At 32.6% G+C, this 20585-nt stretch carries 23 protein-coding genes and 1 tRNA gene; all 24 read left to right on the forward strand.

The window, feature by feature from the left end:
- Positions 1 to 193: 193 nt before the first annotated feature.
- Complete coding sequence (glgP, locus tag PF572_04030) at positions 194 to 1834, forward strand: alpha-glucan family phosphorylase (GenBank protein ID MDA3840234.1); 1641 nt, start codon at positions 194 to 196, stop codon at positions 1832 to 1834.
- 29 nt (positions 1835 to 1863) lie between these two features.
- Entirely contained in the window at positions 1864 to 2145 is a 282-nt protein-coding gene (locus tag PF572_04035; protein ID MDA3840235.1) for a hypothetical protein, read from the forward strand.
- 550 nt (positions 2146 to 2695) lie between these two features.
- Positions 2696 to 2950 carry a GIY-YIG nuclease family protein gene (locus tag PF572_04040; protein MDA3840236.1) on the forward strand — a complete coding sequence of 85 codons (255 nt, stop codon included), beginning with the start codon at positions 2696 to 2698 and terminating at the stop codon, positions 2948 to 2950.
- 37 nt (positions 2951 to 2987) lie between these two features.
- A tRNA-Tyr gene (locus PF572_04045) sits at positions 2988 to 3069 on the forward strand.
- A 287-nt stretch (positions 3070 to 3356) separates the two neighbouring features.
- Positions 3357 to 3671, forward strand: coding sequence for a metalloregulator ArsR/SmtB family transcription factor (locus tag PF572_04050; GenBank protein ID MDA3840237.1), 315 nt, complete (start codon positions 3357 to 3359; stop codon positions 3669 to 3671).
- A 1-nt stretch (position 3672) separates the two neighbouring features.
- Complete coding sequence (locus PF572_04055; protein MDA3840238.1) at positions 3673 to 3966, forward strand: MTH895/ArsE family thioredoxin-like protein; 294 nt, start codon at positions 3673 to 3675, stop codon at positions 3964 to 3966.
- Between the two features lie 23 nt (positions 3967 to 3989).
- Positions 3990 to 4964, forward strand: coding sequence for a permease (locus PF572_04060; protein MDA3840239.1), 975 nt, complete (start codon positions 3990 to 3992; stop codon positions 4962 to 4964).
- A gap of 31 nt (positions 4965 to 4995) precedes the next feature.
- Positions 4996 to 5871: a cation diffusion facilitator family transporter gene (locus PF572_04065; GenBank protein ID MDA3840240.1), complete on the forward strand. Its 876-nt coding sequence runs from the start codon at positions 4996 to 4998 to the stop codon at positions 5869 to 5871.
- Positions 5872 to 5892: 21 nt separating this feature from the next.
- Positions 5893 to 6402, forward strand: coding sequence for a nitrophenyl compound nitroreductase subunit ArsF family protein (locus PF572_04070; protein MDA3840241.1), 510 nt, complete (start codon positions 5893 to 5895; stop codon positions 6400 to 6402).
- 4 nt (positions 6403 to 6406) lie between these two features.
- Positions 6407 to 7120 (forward strand): aromatic aminobenezylarsenical efflux permease ArsG family transporter, encoded by a 714-nt coding sequence (locus PF572_04075; protein ID MDA3840242.1) that lies wholly within the window; start codon positions 6407 to 6409, stop codon positions 7118 to 7120.
- Positions 7121 to 7304: 184 nt separating this feature from the next.
- Positions 7305 to 8162 (forward strand): Nif3-like dinuclear metal center hexameric protein, encoded by an 858-nt coding sequence (locus PF572_04080; GenBank protein ID MDA3840243.1) that lies wholly within the window; start codon positions 7305 to 7307, stop codon positions 8160 to 8162.
- 162 nt (positions 8163 to 8324) lie between these two features.
- Positions 8325 to 8909 (forward strand): hypothetical protein, encoded by a 585-nt coding sequence (locus PF572_04085; protein ID MDA3840244.1) that lies wholly within the window; start codon positions 8325 to 8327, stop codon positions 8907 to 8909.
- A 377-nt stretch (positions 8910 to 9286) separates the two neighbouring features.
- The gene (locus PF572_04090; GenBank protein ID MDA3840245.1) at positions 9287 to 10153 is read left to right on the forward strand and encodes a hypothetical protein; all 867 of its coding nucleotides are present in this window, start codon (positions 9287 to 9289) and stop codon (positions 10151 to 10153) included.
- A 90-nt stretch (positions 10154 to 10243) separates the two neighbouring features.
- Positions 10244 to 11905, forward strand: a complete 1662-nt coding sequence (locus PF572_04095) for an alpha-glucosidase (protein MDA3840246.1) — start codon at positions 10244 to 10246, stop codon at positions 11903 to 11905.
- Between the two features lie 29 nt (positions 11906 to 11934).
- Positions 11935 to 12537, forward strand: coding sequence for a pentapeptide repeat-containing protein (locus PF572_04100; protein ID MDA3840247.1), 603 nt, complete (start codon positions 11935 to 11937; stop codon positions 12535 to 12537).
- Positions 12538 to 12555: 18 nt separating this feature from the next.
- Positions 12556 to 13449 carry a thrombospondin type 3 repeat-containing protein gene (locus PF572_04105; protein ID MDA3840248.1) on the forward strand — a complete coding sequence of 298 codons (894 nt, stop codon included), beginning with the start codon at positions 12556 to 12558 and terminating at the stop codon, positions 13447 to 13449.
- Between the two features lie 4 nt (positions 13450 to 13453).
- Positions 13454 to 14296, forward strand: a complete 843-nt coding sequence (locus tag PF572_04110) for a hypothetical protein (GenBank protein MDA3840249.1) — start codon at positions 13454 to 13456, stop codon at positions 14294 to 14296.
- Positions 14297 to 14380: 84 nt separating this feature from the next.
- On the forward strand, positions 14381 to 16147 hold the full coding sequence (locus PF572_04115) for an ABC transporter ATP-binding protein/permease (protein MDA3840250.1): 1767 nt from the start codon (positions 14381 to 14383) through the stop codon (positions 16145 to 16147).
- 35 nt (positions 16148 to 16182) lie between these two features.
- Positions 16183 to 16641 carry a hypothetical protein gene (locus PF572_04120; protein MDA3840251.1) on the forward strand — a complete coding sequence of 153 codons (459 nt, stop codon included), beginning with the start codon at positions 16183 to 16185 and terminating at the stop codon, positions 16639 to 16641.
- Between the two features lie 114 nt (positions 16642 to 16755).
- Positions 16756 to 17235: a hypothetical protein gene (locus PF572_04125; GenBank protein MDA3840252.1), complete on the forward strand. Its 480-nt coding sequence runs from the start codon at positions 16756 to 16758 to the stop codon at positions 17233 to 17235.
- Between the two features lie 211 nt (positions 17236 to 17446).
- Positions 17447 to 18133, forward strand: coding sequence for a hypothetical protein (locus PF572_04130; GenBank protein ID MDA3840253.1), 687 nt, complete (start codon positions 17447 to 17449; stop codon positions 18131 to 18133).
- A gap of 78 nt (positions 18134 to 18211) precedes the next feature.
- Positions 18212 to 19480 carry a peptidoglycan DD-metalloendopeptidase family protein gene (locus PF572_04135; GenBank protein ID MDA3840254.1) on the forward strand — a complete coding sequence of 423 codons (1269 nt, stop codon included), beginning with the start codon at positions 18212 to 18214 and terminating at the stop codon, positions 19478 to 19480.
- A 4-nt stretch (positions 19481 to 19484) separates the two neighbouring features.
- A complete protein-coding gene (locus PF572_04140; protein MDA3840255.1) occupies positions 19485 to 20051 on the forward strand; it encodes an NAD(P)H-dependent oxidoreductase in 567 nt (188 codons plus the stop codon).
- A complete protein-coding gene (locus tag PF572_04145; GenBank protein MDA3840256.1) occupies positions 20051 to 20584 on the forward strand; it encodes a M48 family metallopeptidase in 534 nt (177 codons plus the stop codon). The genes PF572_04140 and PF572_04145 overlap by 1 nt, the downstream gene beginning before the upstream one ends.
- Position 20585 lies beyond the last annotated feature (1 nt).

Here is a 20585-nt window from a genome sequence, read left to right on the forward strand (position 1 = left end):
TAAAACATCAAAATATTGCCAATATTTCTTACGCCACCTGTATTTTTTTCTAAAATACTTAAAGAATCTTCGAATAACCATCTTGGCACCAATCACATTATGTATTGTATCCTCTATGACTTTACTGTTTTTTTGCTTGTCATAAATATTAAAAATATGTTATAATAAATTATATAAAACATATTAAATATAGATGAAAAAAGAAACAAAAAAAGTCGCTTATTTCTCAATGGAATTTGCTTTTGACGATAGTTTAAAAAACTATGCAGGCGGGCTTGGAGTCCTTGCAGCAGACATGATGCTGTCAGCCGCTGATCTTGAGTACAATATGGTTGGCATTTCCCTTATATATCATCTTGACGATAATCCTCAAAAGGCATTCTCGCCAAACAAGATGATGAAAAAGCTGAAAGAGACTGTAAGGATAGAGATTGAGGACAGAGAGGTGGAAATTGTTATTTGGCAAATGGACATAAAGGGGAGATCTGGTCACATTGTTCCGGTTTATTTTTTGAGTACATACTCTGAAAACAATGAATCTTGGGATAGAGACATTACAAAAAATCTTTACCCGTCTGATGGCTATATAAGACTTTGCCAAGAATTGATACTTGGAGTTGGTGGAACAAGAGTTTTAAAAAAACTTGGGATAGATGTTTCTTGTTTTCATTTAAATGAAGGTCATGCTGCGATGAGTGCTTTAGAAAATCTAAAAGAACACAACCATGACTTGGAAACGGTAAAAAAGATGACTACTTTCACAACCCATACTCCAATTTCTGCTGGACATGATTATTTTGATTATGATCTTGTTTATAGAACCATTGGAAAACATTTACCAATAAATATTAAAGAACTTTCATTGGATGATAGACTTGGTATGACTGAATTGGCTTTAAATTGTAGCAAAAAAGTGAATTCGGTGTCATTGGTTCATGAAGAAGTGTGTGAAGAAATGTTTCCTGAATATGACTTTGAAAATGTTACAAATGGTATTTATCATCCTCGTTGGATTGGTAAACACATGGCATATTTATTTGATAATAATATTAAGGGATGGAGACATGATCCTGAAAGATTAAAATCTGTTATTTCCAATATTTCCGATTTGAAATTGCTCGCTGCCAGAAAGAAAGAAAAAATTGATTTGATAAAATGGCTTAATTCAAATAAAATGTTTTCCGTTCTTAAGGATGTTGAAGATGATGACTTGCTGTCTTCAAAAGTTTTAACTATTGGATTTGCCAGGAGAATGGTTCCGTATAAAAGAGCAGACCTTATTTTTAGAAATATTGAAAGATTAAGAAACATTGGTTATAAAAAAATTCAACTCGTTTTTTCTGGAAATAAATACGATGGAGATCATTATAGTAATGACCTCGTAAATAGAATAACCGAATACGCCTATCAACTTAGGGGTCAAATAAAAATTGTATTTATCCCTACTTATAATTTGGAAATAGCCAAGAAGTTAGTGGCAGGTTGTGATATATGGCTGAATACTCCAATTCCAAGATACGAAGCTAGTGGAACGAGTGGAATGAAAGCGGCTCTAAACGGGGTCTTAAATTTGTCAGTTACAGATGGTTGGTGGTCTGAAGCATATCGAACCGATGTTAAAAGTGGTTGGGGATTTGGCGAGTTTTTAGAAGCTCCAAACAGGGATGATTCAGACTTTGAACAGCTAATGAGAAATATAGAAGATGCTATTGATTGCTTCTACAATAGGAAAGAAGAGTGGGTCGTAAAGGTAAAACATTCAATTGCCCTTGTCTCATTTTTTAATACCCATAGAGCGAATAGAGAGTATATGAGTAAGATTTGGAAGGGGTAAGGGTAATTTCGAATGATGAATTTCGAATTTTGAATAAATATTTAACTTCCAAAAGATTTAAGTTAAAAGATCAGAGTATTAGATCAGCATTTTATGTTTCTACTTACTCAGTTTTAATTTCTTTAATATTAAAAAATTCTGCTCTTGCTCTACTAGGAATTATTTTTACAATTCAAATTATAAAGTATTTCTATAAAATTGACCTTAAAAAAGCTGCAAAGTTTTATGGAATTTATCTTCTTTTAATATTTGCGACAGTATTTGTTATTGCTTTATTTTTGGGATTGTTTAGTGTTCTTTTTTTGAAATAATTTTTGAGGATACTATTTTACTTAGAGTATTTGATAATATTAGGAATTAAACTTGGAATTAGCTATTGCTCAAAAAAGGGCTTGAAATATTTTTCTTTTTGTGATAAATTAGTTTTAGAATAAATTTGTATAGTTTTACTTAAAACACTACTCGAGTGTGTTTTTTTTAGCTCAATATAGTGGTTTATTAAATTGGGTTCCTTCTACGCCAAGGACCTGGAAGACAAACTTGTAACTATTAGGAAAGTTTTTAAAAAAATAATAAGAGATGTTAATGACAAATAGTTAATTTGAAAAGTTAACTATTAAATTGTTAATATTCGGGTCGATACTCCCGCCTTCTTCGCCAGCTGGCGAATCCGGACGGGCAGGCAATCGGTCTTTGACCTTTCGGATGTTGATATTATACAGTTAATTGTTAATATTCGGGTCGATACTCAAGCGGTCAACCATCGCCTTGGCGAGGTAAACGAGGGCAGACTGCCACCGCCGTGGCGGGGTGTCGCTTTTGAGTGAAATGAAAAAAGTTGCGACATAAATCTGCTGGCATATGTATATCGTTTATATCTTGAAAAGTGAAAATTTTAATAGATATTATATTGGACACACAGCTGATTTAAATGAAAGACTTAAAAAACATAATAACGGTCGTGTAAAATCAACAAAAGCCTATAAACCATGGTTAGTGATTTATACCGAAGAATACGATACGAAACAAGATGCATACAGAAGAGAGATGAAGATCAAGTCATATAATAGCGGTGAAGGGTTTAAAGTATTATTAAGTAATGTTAATAACAAATAGTTAATTTGAAAAGTTAACTATTAAATTGTTAATATTCGGGTCGATACTCAAGCGGTCAACGAGGGCAGACTGTAAATCTGCTGGCTCAGCCTTCGAAAGTTCGAATCTTTCTCGGCCCACAAAGAAAACTCCACTGACGTGGAGTTTTTGTTTTGAGAAAAAGTAAAATATGCATATTGCATTTTCAACGAGGGCAGACTGCCACCGCCAGCGGGCGGGGTGCCGCCGCGGCGGCATAAATCTGCTGGCTCAGCCTTCGAAAGTTCGAATCTTTCTCGGCCCACATATAAAATAACTGCAAATTTTAGGCAGTTATTTTTTGTTTTACGGAATATGATTTGGAATTAAATAAAAGATATCGATGGTCATTGATATCTTTTTAGTTTAAGAGTATAATAAAAAACATATGGTGGATAAGTGTTGCCTTGATGGCAGTAAAAAACAAAAAGAATTGCTTAGTCTTAAAAAGGACTTTGATATACTAAACGATGTTAATCGACTTCGTATTTTGTGCTTGGTTAAAAAACATGACGAGATTTGCGTGTGTGATATTAATGAGTCTTTAGGTCTGTCTCAAAATTTGGTCTCATATCATTTGGGGAAGTTAAAGGACGCCGGTTTTGTCGAGTCAAATAAACAAGGTTCAAGGGTGCTGTATCGTCAAGGAGTTAAAAAGGCAAAAGAATTTGAGAAAATTATAATCAATTTATTAAATAATTAATATGAAAATACAAGTTTTAGGTTCTGGTTGTCCTGCTTGCAAACAGTTGTTTGAAATTACTAAAAAGATGGCAAAAGAATTAAACATTGATACGGAGGTCGAATATATAACTGACGTAAGTAGGATGATTGAGATGGGAGTAATGACTAGTCCGGTCCTTGCTATTGACGGCAAACCAGTGTTGATCGGAGGCAATAAAAGAGAGGAGGAAATTAAAGAGGCTATCAGTGGGACAATAAATAATATTGGAAATAAAAACGGATGTGAGAATTGTTCCTGTGGAGGGGATTGTTAGTCTTAAAATTAAGTTATCTAACTATGGACATTTTTTACCCTTTAGAATTATTTTCTAAATGGATTACTTATGACATTTTTTCACTGCAAACGGGCCATTTGGCTGGCGCATTGCAGTTTTTTGTTTATGATTCTTTGAAAATATTTGTTTTAATTATTTTCATTACTCATTTCATGAGTTTGCTAAGATTTTATTTGCCTATTGAGAAATTAAAAGATTTTTTAGCAACACACAAGTTATTTGGTTTAGACTATTTTTTGGCTACATTATTTGGAGCTCTTACTCCTTTTTGTTCTTGTTCATCTATCCCTTTGTTTATTGGATTTATGGAAGCACGAATTCCACTGGGAGTTACTTTTGCATTTTTAATAACATCTCCACTAGTTAATGAAATAGCTATTGGATTGTTTATTGGTATGTTTGGTATGAAAATTACCATTATATATGTTACAGCCGGCATTTTAATTGGTATGATTGGTGGATTTGTAATTGGTAAATTAAAAATGGAAAAATATGTAGCTGATTTTGTTTGGAATATTAAATCCCAAAAATTAAGTAAAGAAGATGCTAAAAAAATTCCTTGGCTAAAAGTATATAAAATTATCTCCCGTGAAGCCTGGGGAATTAGCAGAAAAATAATGTTGTATGTTTTAGCGGGGGTGGCTGTCGGTGGGTTAATTCATGGTTATGTTCCGGAAGGATTTTTTGATGTGTATTTGCGGAAGGCTGGTTTTTGGGGAGTTCCGCTAGCAGTAATATTAGCAGTACCACTGTATTCTAACGCAAGCGGAGTTATCCCAATTATCCAATCATTGGTAGCTAAAGGCGTGCCAATTGGAACAGGTTTAGCCTTTATGATGGCTACAGTCGGCCTTTCTTTGCCAGAGGCCATGATACTTAAAAAGGTTTTAAAATGGCAATTACTGGCAACTTTTTTTGGAATTGTATCAATCGGTATAATTATAATTGGTTATTTGTTTAATTCTTTTATTTTCTAATTATTAAAAAACATAAAGTTGAAACGTCCTTATGAAAAATAATATTTTAATCGCCATTATTGTAAATATTTGTATTACAGTTTTTGAGATAGTATTAGGCTTGCTTTCTGGAAGCATGGCCTTGGTGTCTGATGCTATACATAACTTTTCTGATGTGGGAGCAATTGCACTTAGTTGGTGGGGTGAAAAAATTTCTCTTCATCCAAGCAATAAACAGAAGACCTATGGCTATAAAAGAGCTGAAATACTGATAGCATTTATCAATAGCTCTGTTCTCTTAACTGTAATTATTTTTATTCTAATTGAATCAGTCAAAAGATTGCTCAATCCAGTTGAAGTTGTTGGCTCTACCATATTGATTGTTGCTTTGATTGCCTTGGTCGGTAATAGCATTGCTACATATTTTCTAGAAAAAGATAAACACAAGAACCTTAACTTAAAGAGTGCCTGGCTTCATTCCTTGCAAGATGCCTTATTCTCATTGGGGGTAGTGGTAGGAGCGTTGATAATTCATTATACAGGTTGGTTTGTAATTGATCCTTTGATATCGATACTCTTAGCGCTTTATATTCTGAAAGAGGTTTTTAATATAATAAAAAAATCAGTTGATGTGTTGATGGAGTCGGTTCCTGCTGATGTTGATTCTGATCAGGTGCGTAAAAGTTTAGAAGATATTAAAAATGTAAAAAACATAGCTGATTTACATATTTGGCAGACAGATTCAAATAATAAATTTTTGAGTGCTCATATTGAAATAGAAAATATTGAAAATGGGGAAAGGAATAAACTACTTCTGAGTATTCAGAATTTGTTAAATGAAAATTATAAAATAAATCACACCACAATTCAGTTGGTGTCTATAAATAATTTAGAAAAAAAGATGCTTAATTGCAATCATTGCAACTAGAGTATTATAAATAAAATCTTTATGCCCAACAAATTAATGTCAATCATTTTACTGCTTTTCTCGGTAGTGACTTTAACTGGCTGTAACAGGCAGATTTCAACTGTTGAGAATGGTGACAAAACTGAACAAAAACAAGCAGCAGCTACAAGGGATAATTCAGGCACTAGTGAATATCAAGTGTCTAGTGCTGAAATGGTTGCCGAGAAGCTGGAAGTATATTATTTTCATCGCACTGCTCGTTGTGTGTCTTGTAAAACGATAGGTAGATATACTAAAGAAACAATGGAACAAAAGTATCGCAAGCAAATTGAAGATGGCTTGATTGATTATCGTGAGATAAATGTTGAGTTACCAGAGAATAAAGAAATAGCTATTAAATTTAAGGCCTCTGGTTCCTCATTGTTTATTAATAGGATTATTCAAGGCCAAGACAATATTAAACAGGATGCTAATGTTTGGCGTTTACTTGGTGATGAAGAAAAGTTTAAAAGTTATTTAGAAGCTGTTATTAACTCAAGTCTAGGAATATAAGAAGATGGATTTTATAAACGCATTAATCGACAATTATAACATTCCGGTGCTTACAGCATTCTTGCTTGGTATTTTAACTTCAATTAGTCCCTGCCCTCTAGCTACCAACATTACTGCTATCGCCTATATATCGAAAGAACTAAAAACAATTAAGAATACATTGCTCAACGGCTTGTTCTATACATTGGGCAGGGGCATTAGTTATACGCTCCTGGCCATTTTGATATATTATGGTATATCAAGTTTTCATATATCAAATATTTTTGAGGGTTGGGGCGATAAAGCGTTGGGGCCAATATTGATTATCATTAGTTTAATAATGTTTGGGCTTATAAATATAGATATTGGAGTTAAAAGCGAGAAGATAGAGAGGGTAAAAGAATGGTTATCTCAAAAAGGATATATCGGCTCACTTTTATTGGGTGTTATTTTTGCTCTAGCATTTTGCCCCTATAGTGGAGTTTTATTTTTTGGGGTTTTAATGCCACTCGTATTGAATTCGACAGAAGGCTTTTTGCTGGCTCCGTTTTTTACTCTAGGGACCGGCTTGCCTGTAATTATATTCTCATTTTTAATTGCATTCTCACTGCAGAAAGTTAGTAAGGCCTTTCAGATAGTACAAAAGGTTGAAAAAGTGATGAGATATCTTGTTGCGAGTGTGTTTATGACAACAGGATTATATTATTTATATATTTTGATTAAATATTTACTTGCGTAAGGCATTATTATTTTATAATACTATAGCGTTGGTTGATAAAATTTCTTGTTGTAGCTTATACTATCCTACTAATTCTTGCATATTTAAGTTCCAATCAGACCCAATACGGACCACAAATTTAAAATCGCCAGAAATGGCGATTTTTGTTATACTTAAATTAGGTTCTAATAATTCAATAAAAGATATGAAAGCAAAAGAAATTTATCGAAAACTGGAAAAGGATTTTCATTTGGATCAGTGTAGTGATGATTGGAGTCAAATGGATTTTAACGAATTTATTTGTGATAATTTCAAGGAGCGTTACATGGGACTGGTTTTGGACAATGCTGAAGAGATCGAAAAAATTTATACAGCAGTTTTTCCTAGCGACAAGGTGCTAAAAGAGATTCTAGATAAGGATGAAAATAATATATTGATTTTCACACACCATCCATCAACTTGGGACACTACAGTTACTGGGTTTCCATTCAAGGACATGAACAAGGACTTGCTTGTAAAATTAAAAGAGAAAAACATTTCTTTATATTGTTTGCATGTTCCATTGGATGCAAATGGGTATTTTTCTACTACTGTTAATTATGCAAAAGAGATTGGAGTTAGTTTTGATGAAGATTTTGCAGAATATTACGGAGTGCAAGTTGGGGTGATAGGTGGAACCAATCTTAATTCCCTGAAGGATTTAGTGAACAGAGTTGAAAAAGCCGTTGGTCATAACGTTAAGTTATTAAAATATGGAAGTGATAATATTGCGAATCAGAAAATAGCTGTTGTGGCTGGGGGAGGAAATGATCCTGAAATATTAAAAGAACTTTTAGAGAAAGGAATAAAAACATATGTTACAGGCATCGTAAGCGCAGTTGGGGGGTATCCTCCAGCAGTAGAATTTAATAGTCTTGCAAAAGAAAATAAGATAAATATTATAGGTTCGTCACATTATTCAAGTGAGAAATTTGCATGTATAAAAATGTTACACTATTTTGAAGCGCTTGGAATCAAGGCTTCGTTTGTGGAAGATAAACCAGATCTTGGTGATATAGTTTAATTGTTTAATATATCATAATTATTGGTTAGTATTTTGTTCCATTCCGCTAATTCTCGCATAATTAGGTTCCAATCAGCTCCAATACGGCGACACGGAAAACAGAACATTTTTATGTTCTGTTTTTATTTGTTATAATGTAGTATACTAAAATAATTTTAATATATGGCATTATCAAAATATCACAATAAATATTCTAGTCTTATTGATGAAGAAATTTTGAATAGAATTGAAGCAAAAGAAGATGAGTTAATTGAAATTTTCAAGAAAGTTTCTCTTGATAATAATAACAACCTTGCCAGAGTGGCTGTTTTGGGTTGTGCTGACAAGAGATTTGTTTCAGCGCACAAGATATTGTTTGAAAAAATATTAAATAGAAAAGTAGACCTTACCACATTTGATATTTCGACAGATCATTTAGAAGGAGAGACTAATGTCATTCAGCATGATTGCACACTTCCATTACCTGGGTCGCTCTATGATGTAACTTTTGGTCATGTAGTTTTAAAATTTATTGAAACAGGTAAACAGTATGATTTTTTAAAAAATTCTTATGACGCTCTAAATCTAGGTGGTATTGCAATACATGTTTTTGATAATGAGGAAATTAGTTCAGAAAATGAAAAGTTATCAGATGGCTATTGGCGTGTCCCGTTAGATGTTTGGAAAACAAAGCTAACAGAGGAAGAAATTCAATTTATGGAAATAGATTTGAAATATGGTCCTGCTCTTGTTATTTTAAAGCGTTAATCTCTATAAATAATATGTGCCATTCCGTTAATTCTAGCATAATTAAGTTCCAATCAGCTCCAATACGGCCCACAAATGAAGAACTCCAAAAAAAGGAGTTCTTTTTGTTTTTGAAAATCAATCATTGTATCTTGTAGAATAAACGAGGGCAGACTGCCACCGCCAGCGGGCGGGGTGCCGCCGCGGCGGCATAAATCTGCTGGCTCAGCCTTCGAAAGTTCGAATCTTTCTCGGCCCACATAATAAAAAACACTCACAATTGTGAGTGTTTTTTATGGACTAGAGAATATGGAGATTTTTGTGTGGCAGGAATAAGAAATATTTGTTGACATTCTATGGGGAAGTGGTAATATCTTAGCTAACAATAAATCGATATTATGAAAAAATACTTAATATATATTGCTATTTCTCTCCTGCCTTTATTGGTAGTTTTTATTGTGTTTAACAAAAAAATGTCAGGAGACATTAATTCTAAATGGAGTAGAAGTGAATTGAAAGGGGACGTAAAAGAAAAAGAGTCCAAGGAATTTTTAGAAATTGTAGACATTCATAAGGATAGTAATTTAGTAGAGTTAACAACCGGAGAAGAATCACACAAAGCGGTCAAGGAAATAGAAATTACCTATGAACAAGACGAGAAAAGAAAGATTGCTGATTTAGGTGGTTTAATTGTTTATTTGGCATTTAAAGAGCTTAACTGTAATAATATTAGAAATTGGTTTTACGATTTAGATTTAAGGGAGAATTATGAAATAGAAAAGATTAACTATTGTAAGGATGTGTTTAAAAAGGAAAGTATTAATGTTAATGATTTTGATGTAGTAGTAGAGAAAAAAAATATTTCTTTAGAAATACCTAGATGTGGTAATTATGAAATTGGTAATCCAGATTTATATGAAGGAGCAAAGGAAAAGTTTGATCATTCTGATTTATATGAAAAAATTTCTATATATTTAGGAAATAATACAAATGAACTTACAAAATATTGGTATATAATAAAAAATACACAAAATATCACTAATGAAGATATAAAAATAATTTCTAACTGTGAAGGGTATTATTTCAATTGGCTTAAACCACCAATCTTAGTTGGTGATTATGTAATAATAGAATCAAGGGAGCCAGGAACAGGAATTAGTAGCTGCTGGGGGATAAATCCAGACAGTACTTACATACAAGAGGGTTTAGTGAAATGTGTGATAAAAGAAGATGAGTCTAAGAACATAAAATTGTTAATAGAATAACGTTTGATGATATTTTCAATAAAATTATAAAATCGCCAGAAATGGCGATTTTTGTTATAATTAGAAATATATTCAACTAAAAATATATTCATGTTTGAAAATAAAAATAAAAAAGAATGGTGGAAGGAAGCGGTGGTTTATCAGGTTTATCCGCGTAGTTTTAATGATACGAATGGAGATGGAAATGGTGACTTGAGAGGTATTATCGATAAATTAGACTATATAAAAAGTCTTGGAATTGATGCTATTTGGATATCGCCAATTTATACATCACCAATGACTGATAATGGTTATGATATATCTGATTATTATTCTATAAACCCTATGTTTGGAAATATGGATGACTTTGATGAACTTCTTGAGGGAATACACAAGCGGAAAATGAAACTAATGATGGATCTTGTTATTAATCATACTTCCGTAGAACATCCATGGTTTTTAGAATCTCGTTCTAGTGTTGATAATCCAAAACGGGATTGGTATATTTGGCGAGAGGGAAAAAATGGAGGTGAGCCAAATAACTGGGCTTCTCATTTTATGAACTCGGTTTGGGAGCTAGATGAAAAAACTAATCAATATTATTTTCACATGTTTGCCCGTGAGCAAGCAGACCTAAATTGGAATAATCACGAAGTGAAAAAAGAAATATTTAACATGGTTGATTTTTGGCTCAAAAAAGGAGTTGACGCTTTTAGGATGGATATGGCCAATTATCTCATGAAAGCAGATGGCTTTCCCGATGCTCCAAAAAGAGATGGTGATGATAGAAAATATATTCATGGTGAAGGTTTGTATGCAAATCAAGCAGGGATGCACGAACTGATTAATGAGTTAAAAGAAAAAGTTTTAGCACCACACGGAGCAGCTCTTTTTGGGGAAACGTATTTCTTGGACAAAGATAGTGCCTTGGATTATGTTGCTTACGCGCGAAAAGAATTTGATTTGATATATCAGTATGAAGTCGTTGGGGCTCGTGGAAATTGGGAGGAGGCGAAGAGGTCGGTAAGAGAATGGTATGAATCTTTTAATGGTAAGGGCTGGAATTCTATTACTCTTAGTAACCATGATTCACCTAGGCCGATTTCCTTGTTTGGAGATGATGGTGAATACAGAAAAGAGTCTGCTAAATGTTTGGCAACATTTTTGCTAACCGCACCAGGAACACCATTTTTTTTGCAGGGCGAAGAGATTGGAATGACTAATGTTTTGTTTGAAAATATTGATTGTTATTCTGATATAGAAATGAAAGAAAAATATAAAGAGCGAGTTAGTAATGGAGAAGATTCCGAAGTTGTTTTTAGAGATGTCGCTAAGTGGAGCAGGGATAATGCGCGTACTCCTATGCAGTGGGGCAAGACTAAAAATGCTGGTTTTTCTAACGGTAATCCTTGGCTTGGAGTAAATCAAAATTATAAAGATATAAATGTTGAAGCTGAAGAGAGTGATAAAAAATCAATATTGAATTTTTATAAAAATATTATAAAAATAAGACGGAAACATCCCGCACTTGTTTACGGAGACTATATTCCTTTGGTTCCAGACGATTGGGAAACTTACGCTTATATGCGCGTTTTAGGAAAGTCTAGGTACATCGTTTTTCTAAACACATCAAAACGAACTTGGAAAATGGACGCCCTAAAAGAACTTAAGCCAAAATCAAAACTTTTAATTTCCAATTATGATACTCATGATGACCCAGGTGATGGTTTATTATTGCGTCCATGGGAGGTGAGGATATACAAGGCGAGTTAATAAAAGGTTTGGATTAATGTTCAAAAATAATGAACAATATAGCAAAAAAACAAAATTTCACATTGAATGATGAGGAGGAATATCAGGATTTAGAAATTATTGGACAGGATTTTAGTGGCAAAACTTTTAATTCTCTTGATTTTAAAAATTGCACTATTAGAAATTGTGATTTTAGTAAGGTTATAATAAATAAACTTTCTTTAGTTGAAGTTAAATTTATTGAATGCGATTTTGCTAATCTAGAAACAGAAGAGTTGTATGTTAAAAAAACAGTTTTTGATAAATGTAGGATGACTGGTTTTATCGGGTCAGAAGGAATACTAGCGGAAGTACAATTTATTAATTGCCAGTTAAAATTTTCTCAATTTCGTTTTGCACAGTTAAAAGATATAAGGTTTGAAAATTGTCCTTCGAGTGAATCTGATTTTTATTCTTCCTCTTTCTTCAAAGTGGATTTTTTAAATTGTGATTTAGAAAAAACAGAAATGTCAAAAACCAAACACTATAGAACTGATCTTAGAACAAGCAAGATTCAGGGATTGAAAATAGGGATTGAAAGTTTAGAAGGAATTACTATTGATCATAGTCAAATAATCGACCTCGCTTGGCTACTGGGAGTGAAAATTAAATAATTTATTATAACGTGGTATATGTTTGATAATAAAAATAAATTAGAGGAATTTAATTATGAAAACAATGAAAGTCTAAGCAAGAGCCAGTTGCTGATGGGTGGAGGAGTTTTGCTTGTCCTGGTTTTAGTTTCTTTTTTTATTTTTTTCATGAATAAGAAGAATCAAAAAATTTCTAATATTAACGAAAGTGGTCCTGTAAGTAATGTTTTTGATTTAGACAGTGATGGAGATGGTTTAAATGATAGAGAAGAGAAAGAGTATGGAACAAACCCATTTGAAAGGGATACTGATGGAGATTCATATAGCGATAAAGAAGAAATTGATTTAGGATATAATCCTAGAGGAGATGGGCCGATTGAAAATTTGACTTTTTCGACAAGTAGTAAGAGGGATGAATCAAGGGAAGATGATTCAGTAGCGGTTAAAAACTATTTAAAACAAAGCCATTCCCCGTTTTCAGGGATAAGCAAATATCTATCAATTGGTGGAATACTTTCGTTATTTTTTAGAATTGTTTTTTTTATTTTAGCGCTACTTCTTTCAGCTGTTATTTTTAATTTCATTGCTAGGAATATTTTTAAGCAATATCAAGTTACCTCCGAAAGAACAATGAAAACATTCGCAATTTTTTATATCTCTGTTTTTTTGAGCGAAATCATTAGGAATATTTTAGTATATTTATTGCCAAATATTTTTGTTCTAATTGCAGGGTACTTTATTGCTTTCTCTTTTGGGATTTTTCTTTTCTTCTATTTATTTATAAAAGAATATAAGTTTTCAATATTTACTTTAATCGGTATTTGGATAGTTGAAATGATAATAGCTTTTATAATTTTTTTAATTATTATGATGCCTTTTGTCCTGTTGTTTATTTCAGCTATGCGTGATAATTCATTCGGAATTGGAGCATAAAATTATGGAAGAAAAAAATGAACCACAAACCGATAAAGAGATACTTAATGATGTGCAAGATGGTATCTTTAATTCTCTTTATGGTAAAAAAGCGAAAAGAAGAAAATTTTTTAAAAAACATTCTTCACTTCTCACGCATGCTAAAAGGGTTTTGATAATTCCTATTGTGGTTTATTCTTTCGTATTAACATGCAAAGTCATTATTGCTGCCCCGAGCTATAGTGATGAGGAAACTATCAAAAATGAAGCAGCTCTTTTGAAAATGATTGATGAGAAAGGGGGAGTTACTAGAGATAGATTTTTGAGTTCGCTTAAATTATTGAAAGAAAGTCCAGCGTTTTATAGAAAGGTAGTTAACAACATTGATGAATTAGAAGTACGAGATGGAATTTGTGACTATGCGTGTGTTCGTTCGAGTAGTAGTGTTGTTTTGTATAATGCAGTTGATTTTATGGCATATGTCGTATCACCTGATGCTAATTTTAATAAAAAAATATTAACAATTGACCCAACTGGTTTTAAACATTTCGATAACGATGTAGAATTTGCCTCCATGATTGTTCATGAGACCGATCATGTGGAATATCTTGAGAGCTCTAGACTGAGAAGAGGAGCTCTGGCTATTCACTGTAATCCAATAATCAACCCGCATATTTCTGTTTATAGTGGTATCCCCGATATTTCACATAGAATACAAACGATAGAAATATGTGCCGAAAAAGCCCAAATAGATTTTCATGAAGCGTCTTTAACACATTCTTCCTACGACACAGAGTCTAATATTTTTGGGGTATTATTTGGTGGTCTTTTTGGAGCAATGAAGGATTTCATAGGGATGTTTTTTTAAAATTACATTTGCTTTATATTGTTAGCTTGCTAGAATGTTTAGGCTTTTAATGTCAGAGTAATTTATTTGTAATACTATTAATATATGAAAAAAGAAGAAAAAAACGAAGAAGCAAGTATTAAAAATTTAATTCCATATTTTATTAAGTATAAGTGGAGAATAGCCTTTAGTTTGTCGATGCTTATTATTTCAAAAGCATTAGCCGTTGCTGATCCTTATGTGATGAAAATGTTGATTGATATTTTGATTGAAAAGGCTTCAGGAGTAGATATAAAACTTATAGTTAGTCTTATCGTCTTATTTTTTGCTTTGCGTTGGGGGACAAATCTTCTGGATGGTGCGAAAGATTATTTGTTTGCGAAGGTTCAGGCAAATATCAAAAGATATGTTTCTTTGGATATTTTCAAACATCTAATTGCTCTTCCTGTGGATTTTCATACCAATCGAGCGACTGGTGGTATTTCTAGGATGATTACTCGTGGAGCAAAAGGATTAGAGCAAGTTTTCTTTATTATGACCTTTCATATTATTCCGACACTTATCGAGATATTGTTCATAGCAATAGTATTTATTAAATTATTTCCTGTTTCGTTTACCCTTGTCTTTCTAGGGTTTGTGATTGTGTATATTACATTTACTATTAAGTTTACTGACAGAAGACAGAAGGTGCTGATAGAAAAAAACAAAAAAGACGACAAAGCAAGTAGTCATTCGATTGATGCTTTACTGAATTACGAAACAGTAAAATATTTTACAAACGAAAAGTTTGAATATTCTCGTTACAATACTTCTCTTAAAGACTGGGTTGGGACAGCAATAAAATCAACCAAAATGGGAGCCAATCTCAATATGGGGCAGGGGCTTATCATCACGACAGGGCTTACAGCTATTTTAGCACTAGCTATTAGGGAGTATTTGGCCGGTGCAGCCACTATTGGTGATTTTGTTCTTGTGACAACTTATCTAACAAGAATTGCTATCCCACTAAACTTTCTCGGATCTATTTATAGAATGGTAAAAGAAGGATTGGCAGATGTTGATGAGATGTTTAGGCTCTTGAATGTTAAAAATACTATTAAGGATAAGGCGGATGCTAAAGATCTTGATAATATCGAAGGCCATTTAGTAATGAAAGATGTTGAATTTAAATATTCAGATAAAAGGACTGTGCTAAAAGGAATAAATATCGATGTCCCAGCAAAATCTAGTGTGGCCCTGGTTGGTTACTCTGGCTCTGGGAAGTCTACTATTTCAAAGTTACTCTTGCGTTTATACGATGTAAGTTCAGGGGCTATCTTGCTAGACGGAAATGACATAAGGGATGTAAAGCAAAAATCTCTAAGGAAAAGTATTGGGATGGTAGCTCAAGATACCACACTCTTTAATGACACAATATATCATAATATTGCATATGGGAAAACTGATGCAACAAAAGATGACGTTGAGAAGGCCGCTAAGATTGCTCATATACATGACTTTATTGTAAGTGAGCTCCCTGAAGGATACGATACAATAGTTGGAGAACGAGGCGTGAAACTTTCTGGTGGAGAAAAACAACGAGTAGCAATAGCTCGTATGATAATAAAAAATCCTTGTATTTTGATATTTGATGAAGCGACCGCATCTCTTGATACAAAATCAGAAAAAATTATTCAAGACGCAATTAAAGAGTTATCCAAGGGAGGTAGAACCACGGTAGTCATTGCTCATAGGCTTTCAACTATCGTTGATTTCGATAAGATAGTTGTTATGAGTAAAGGTGAAATAATTGAAGAAGGTAACCATCTCGAATTGTTGCAAAAAGGAGGAGCCTATGCTAGTTTATGGGAAACACAGAGTAGTAGCAAGTAATGATGGTTCATTAAAATCTTACGAAGGAGAAAATTATGAGTAAGGGAATAAATTTTTGTTCAACGAAAATGAAAGTTTCAGATTTTTTTGAAATAAACTCTGATGCGGACAAGGATGGAAATCTATTGATAAAAATATCAGCGATTTCTGAAAGAAAGTTAGACTTTGAGGAAATATTGGAACTTACGGTAATCATATCGGAACAGCTTCTAATTGTGATTAGCGATAACGCCGAAGTTGATTTGTGGAATATTCTTGATAAGAAATTAAGAGACATTGAAAGTTTTAGCTCAAAAATGAAGGCATCTTTCAAAAAGAATAAACTAATTTATCTTGGTGAACTTGTGCAGTGTGATTCTGATACTTTGAAGAGGAAGGGCTTTGGTGAAACGAATAGAAAGAAGATGAAAAATATTTTAAAAGGACGGGATTTAAGTTTTGACATGGACAATGAAAAAGAACTAGGTAATTGGATAATACCTACGGAGAGATAGAGTGTTAAGTATCAATGCACCTCTCTCGAGGTGCATTTTATTTACTTTTAATTAATTTTATGCTAAGTTAAGCTTATAATTTCGGTCATTAACAATAAAAAATAGGAGGAAAAAATGAAAGAATTATTGAAGATTTTGTGTGTTACCAAGAATGATAGAATAAAAAAAGAACTAGAAAAAAACCTCTCGGGTGAAAACAAAAATATTGGAATAGAACCCTGGGAAATTTCTTTGTCATTTTCATTAAAGGGACACACTTTCTTAGCCAACAAGTTTGATGTTATCATTTTGACTGTTTGCAAAGGAAATAAAGAAAATATCTCCCAACAAATTAATGAAATATTATTAACTCACCATCGAAATCCAAAGGCACAAATTATTGTTATTTGTGAAATTAATCCTTATTGCTATCCAGTTTTTACCCAAACAATAAAAGATACAGGATCATTTGCTTTCGGAACTGCTTGGGAGTTAGCAAAAAGAATATCAGAAATGATTTATTTGGAAAAAGAATCTTTGAAATTAAAGCCAGGAGATGATTATGAAGAAAATAATTTCAAAAATAAATCCGTTGACAATCTTCTCGGAAATTAGAAATCTTCTTTTTATCAGGCTATTTTAAAACCATGCCCTGCTTATTTGAAACTAACACCAAATAATAATTATTGGAGTGAGAAAAATAAGATTGCCTTGAAATATCGTTTAGTGTTTCTTTTTTTGCTTACTTTTAATTGTTATTTCTTGTTATTTAATTTCAAATAAGATTAGTTTTAGTCAGGAAATTAGAAATAGCTGTCAACAAGTTTTGGTTGGAGGCAAAGAACTTTCGAAAGATTTTCCTTTGCGTATTTATTCTTATGTTCATTTTTGGTATAACCAAAAAAATGACCTGTCTAAGAAGAATTTTATAGATACTTTTTTAGACACCGGGTTTAATGCTAACGTTGCTCAGCTGATAAGAAATGACCCACAAAACGGCTCGGCGGAATTGGGGGGGGGTATAATATTTCATAGAAATAATAAATTGAATTTCATTACAATTGAAAGTGCTTTTTTACCAATTGCGAGAGAAATAAAAACCTCCTTAGAGAACGAAAGCTTATTGATACCAAATTTCAAGAAATATAAAGGAGAAATAGAAAAAAGATTTGGTGATGATCTGGCCATAAAAAGTTTTAATCGTTGGTTTGTGAGAGAACCAGGAAATTTGCTTGCCATAAAGAAATATTTACAACATGCCGTATTTCTTTCTAATTATTCATATTTTTTGGATATTGATAGTGTAATGGAACAATTTTATGGATCATATCATGGTGAATATGTAGGTAATTTCCATATTCATAGGTATGGAGATCCAGTTTCAGACATTGACCTAGAAGGGAGCAAAATTGAAGATAAATTTGTTATTATTAGTCAAAGTAATAATAAATTTCAAATTGCTTGGCTCAGGGAAAGTAAAACATTTTATATTTCTGAACAATTTTTGTATTAAAAATATAATAGAATGCTTATTCGTAGGCATTCTATTTTTATTGACTTTTAGGCTCAAATCTATAATAATATACTCTATATGAAGAAATTTTTTTACAAGCTAATTCTTATATTTTTAATTGTTCAGGTGGGGTATTTTGCCTACTCTTTTTTGTTTGATAGGGGAAAAGAGATAAATTCGAGCTCTATTGACAGCACTGATCAAGAGATGGTTATTATACCAGAAAAGCAAGACAGGATAGAAAAAATTGAAATAGTCGATGGTTCTACATACGGAGCGTTAATGGAGGAGATGGATATTCCTGGCTCTGTCTACATGGAGATTTATGATTCATCAGAGGACGTTTATGATTTGGTTAAAATTCGACTTGGTCGTTTTATTGAGCTTGTTTATGATAAAGACACAGATGAATTTAAAGAACTAAAATATAAAATAGACACAGAGGATGAATTACATATTAGAAACACAAAATATTTAATCAAAGAAGACGCTGTGGCATCTAGCACAGAAGAAATAAACACCTGGATTGCAGAGGTAGCACCTATTCCGTATGAAATAAAAGTTGTCAGAAAAGAAGGGGTTGTTGAAACTTCTGTTTATATGGCCGCAATTAATAACGATATTGATGAGCGGGCAATTATTGATTTGGCGAATGCTTTTCAATGGAGCATCGATTTTGCAATGGACCCTCGTGTCGGAGATACTTTTAAAATGTTTTACGAAGAAAGATATCTGGACGGAGAGTATGTAATGCCAGGTCGTATATTGGCTGGTGTTTATGTGAATGACGGGAAAGAATTTGATGTATATTATTTTGAAGAGTCTGATGACAATATCGGATACTTTGATAAGGATGCCAACTCAGTTCAGAAAATGTTTTTGAAAGCCCCTGTAGAATTTAGATATATTTCATCTGGGTATACAACGGGCAGTAGAGTGGTAATGGAAATAGGTTTGTATGGACCACACAGAGCGATTGATTATGCTGCTCCAATGGGAACCCCAATTAGGTCAGTTGGGAATGGAACAATTACTTTTGCGGGTTGGAGTTCATCAGGATATGGATATCTTACAAAGATTAGGCACAATGGCACATACTCTACTAATTACGCTCATCAATCAAGAATAGGAGTTAGAGTAGGGCAGAAAGTGTCACAGGGAGATATTATAGGCTATGTTGGCTCAACAGGTTATTCAACTGGCCCTCATCTTCATTATGAAATGGTAAAGAATGGCTCAAAGATAGACCCACTCAAGGAAATCTTGCCACCAGGTAAGCCAATCAAAGAAGAAAACAAAGAAAGATTCTTTAGTCTTTTAGAAGAATACAATAAACAGCTCAACTAAATAAATGAAGTCATTAATCATTAAAGCACATCCTGCTTCCTATGGTTTTACTCACAAGATTGCTTTTGAATATAAAAAGGGAGCTCTAGAATCTGGGAAAGAAGTGGAAATTATAGATTTATATAGCGAAGAGTATAAACAAGAATATTTTTCATTTGAAGATTTAAAAAATATTTCTCGTGACCCTAAAAGGGATTTGATACAAGAGAAAATAAAAGAAAGTGATGAATTGGTTTTTGTTTTTCCGATGTGGTGGTGGGGTGCACCAGCTATTATGAAAAATTTTATTGATACAAATTTTTTAGCAGGTTTTGCTTATCGATTTCAAAAAAGCGGAATCCCTCTAAGGCTATTAAAAGGGAAAACAGCTAGAATTTTTGTTACATCGGATGGTCCTTGGATTTTTTATTTCTTTTTCGGAATGCCTGTAAAAAAGGTTTGGAAATATGGAACTTTTATGACATGTGGGATAAAACTAAAATCATTTAAGCTTTTTTCTTCAATGAGAAAAGCCAATGATAAAGAAAAGAAAAAATACTTAGAAAAAGTTTATCAAATTTCAAAAAAATAATGGAGGAAAATACAATAAAATATAAGCTCAGAAGAGGTGTCAAAACAAAAAGATTGAGTATTAGTATTCATAGTGATTCAAGAGTTGTAGTTTCTGCTCCGCGCAAGTTATCTCAAGGAAGTATTGATCAATTTTTAAAAAAGAAAAAAGACTGGATAAAAAAATCTCTTGATTTTTATAAAAACAGAGTAGACAAACTTCCCAGCATTGAATTGGATAGTAAAAAAAGAAAAGAGATTGAGCTATACATAACAGCCATATTAGAGGAGATAAACAAGCTATACAACTTTAAATACACTAGGGTTTTTGTTAAAAATCATAAAAGTAGATGGGGTTCTTGTTCCAGCGCACGGAATCTAAATTTTAATTACAGGATTATATCTTTGCCAAATCATTTAGCAGAATATATTATCGCCCATGAGCTATGTCATTTGAAAGAAATGAATCACTCCAAAAGATTCTGGGATTTAGTGGCGCTTAGTATTCCTAATCATAAAGAAAGAAGAAGAGAACTTAAAAAAATAATTTTCTAAT

The organism is Patescibacteria group bacterium, assembly GCA_027858235.1.
Taxonomy (GTDB): domain Bacteria; phylum Patescibacteriota; class Patescibacteriia; order Patescibacteriales; family BM507; genus BM507.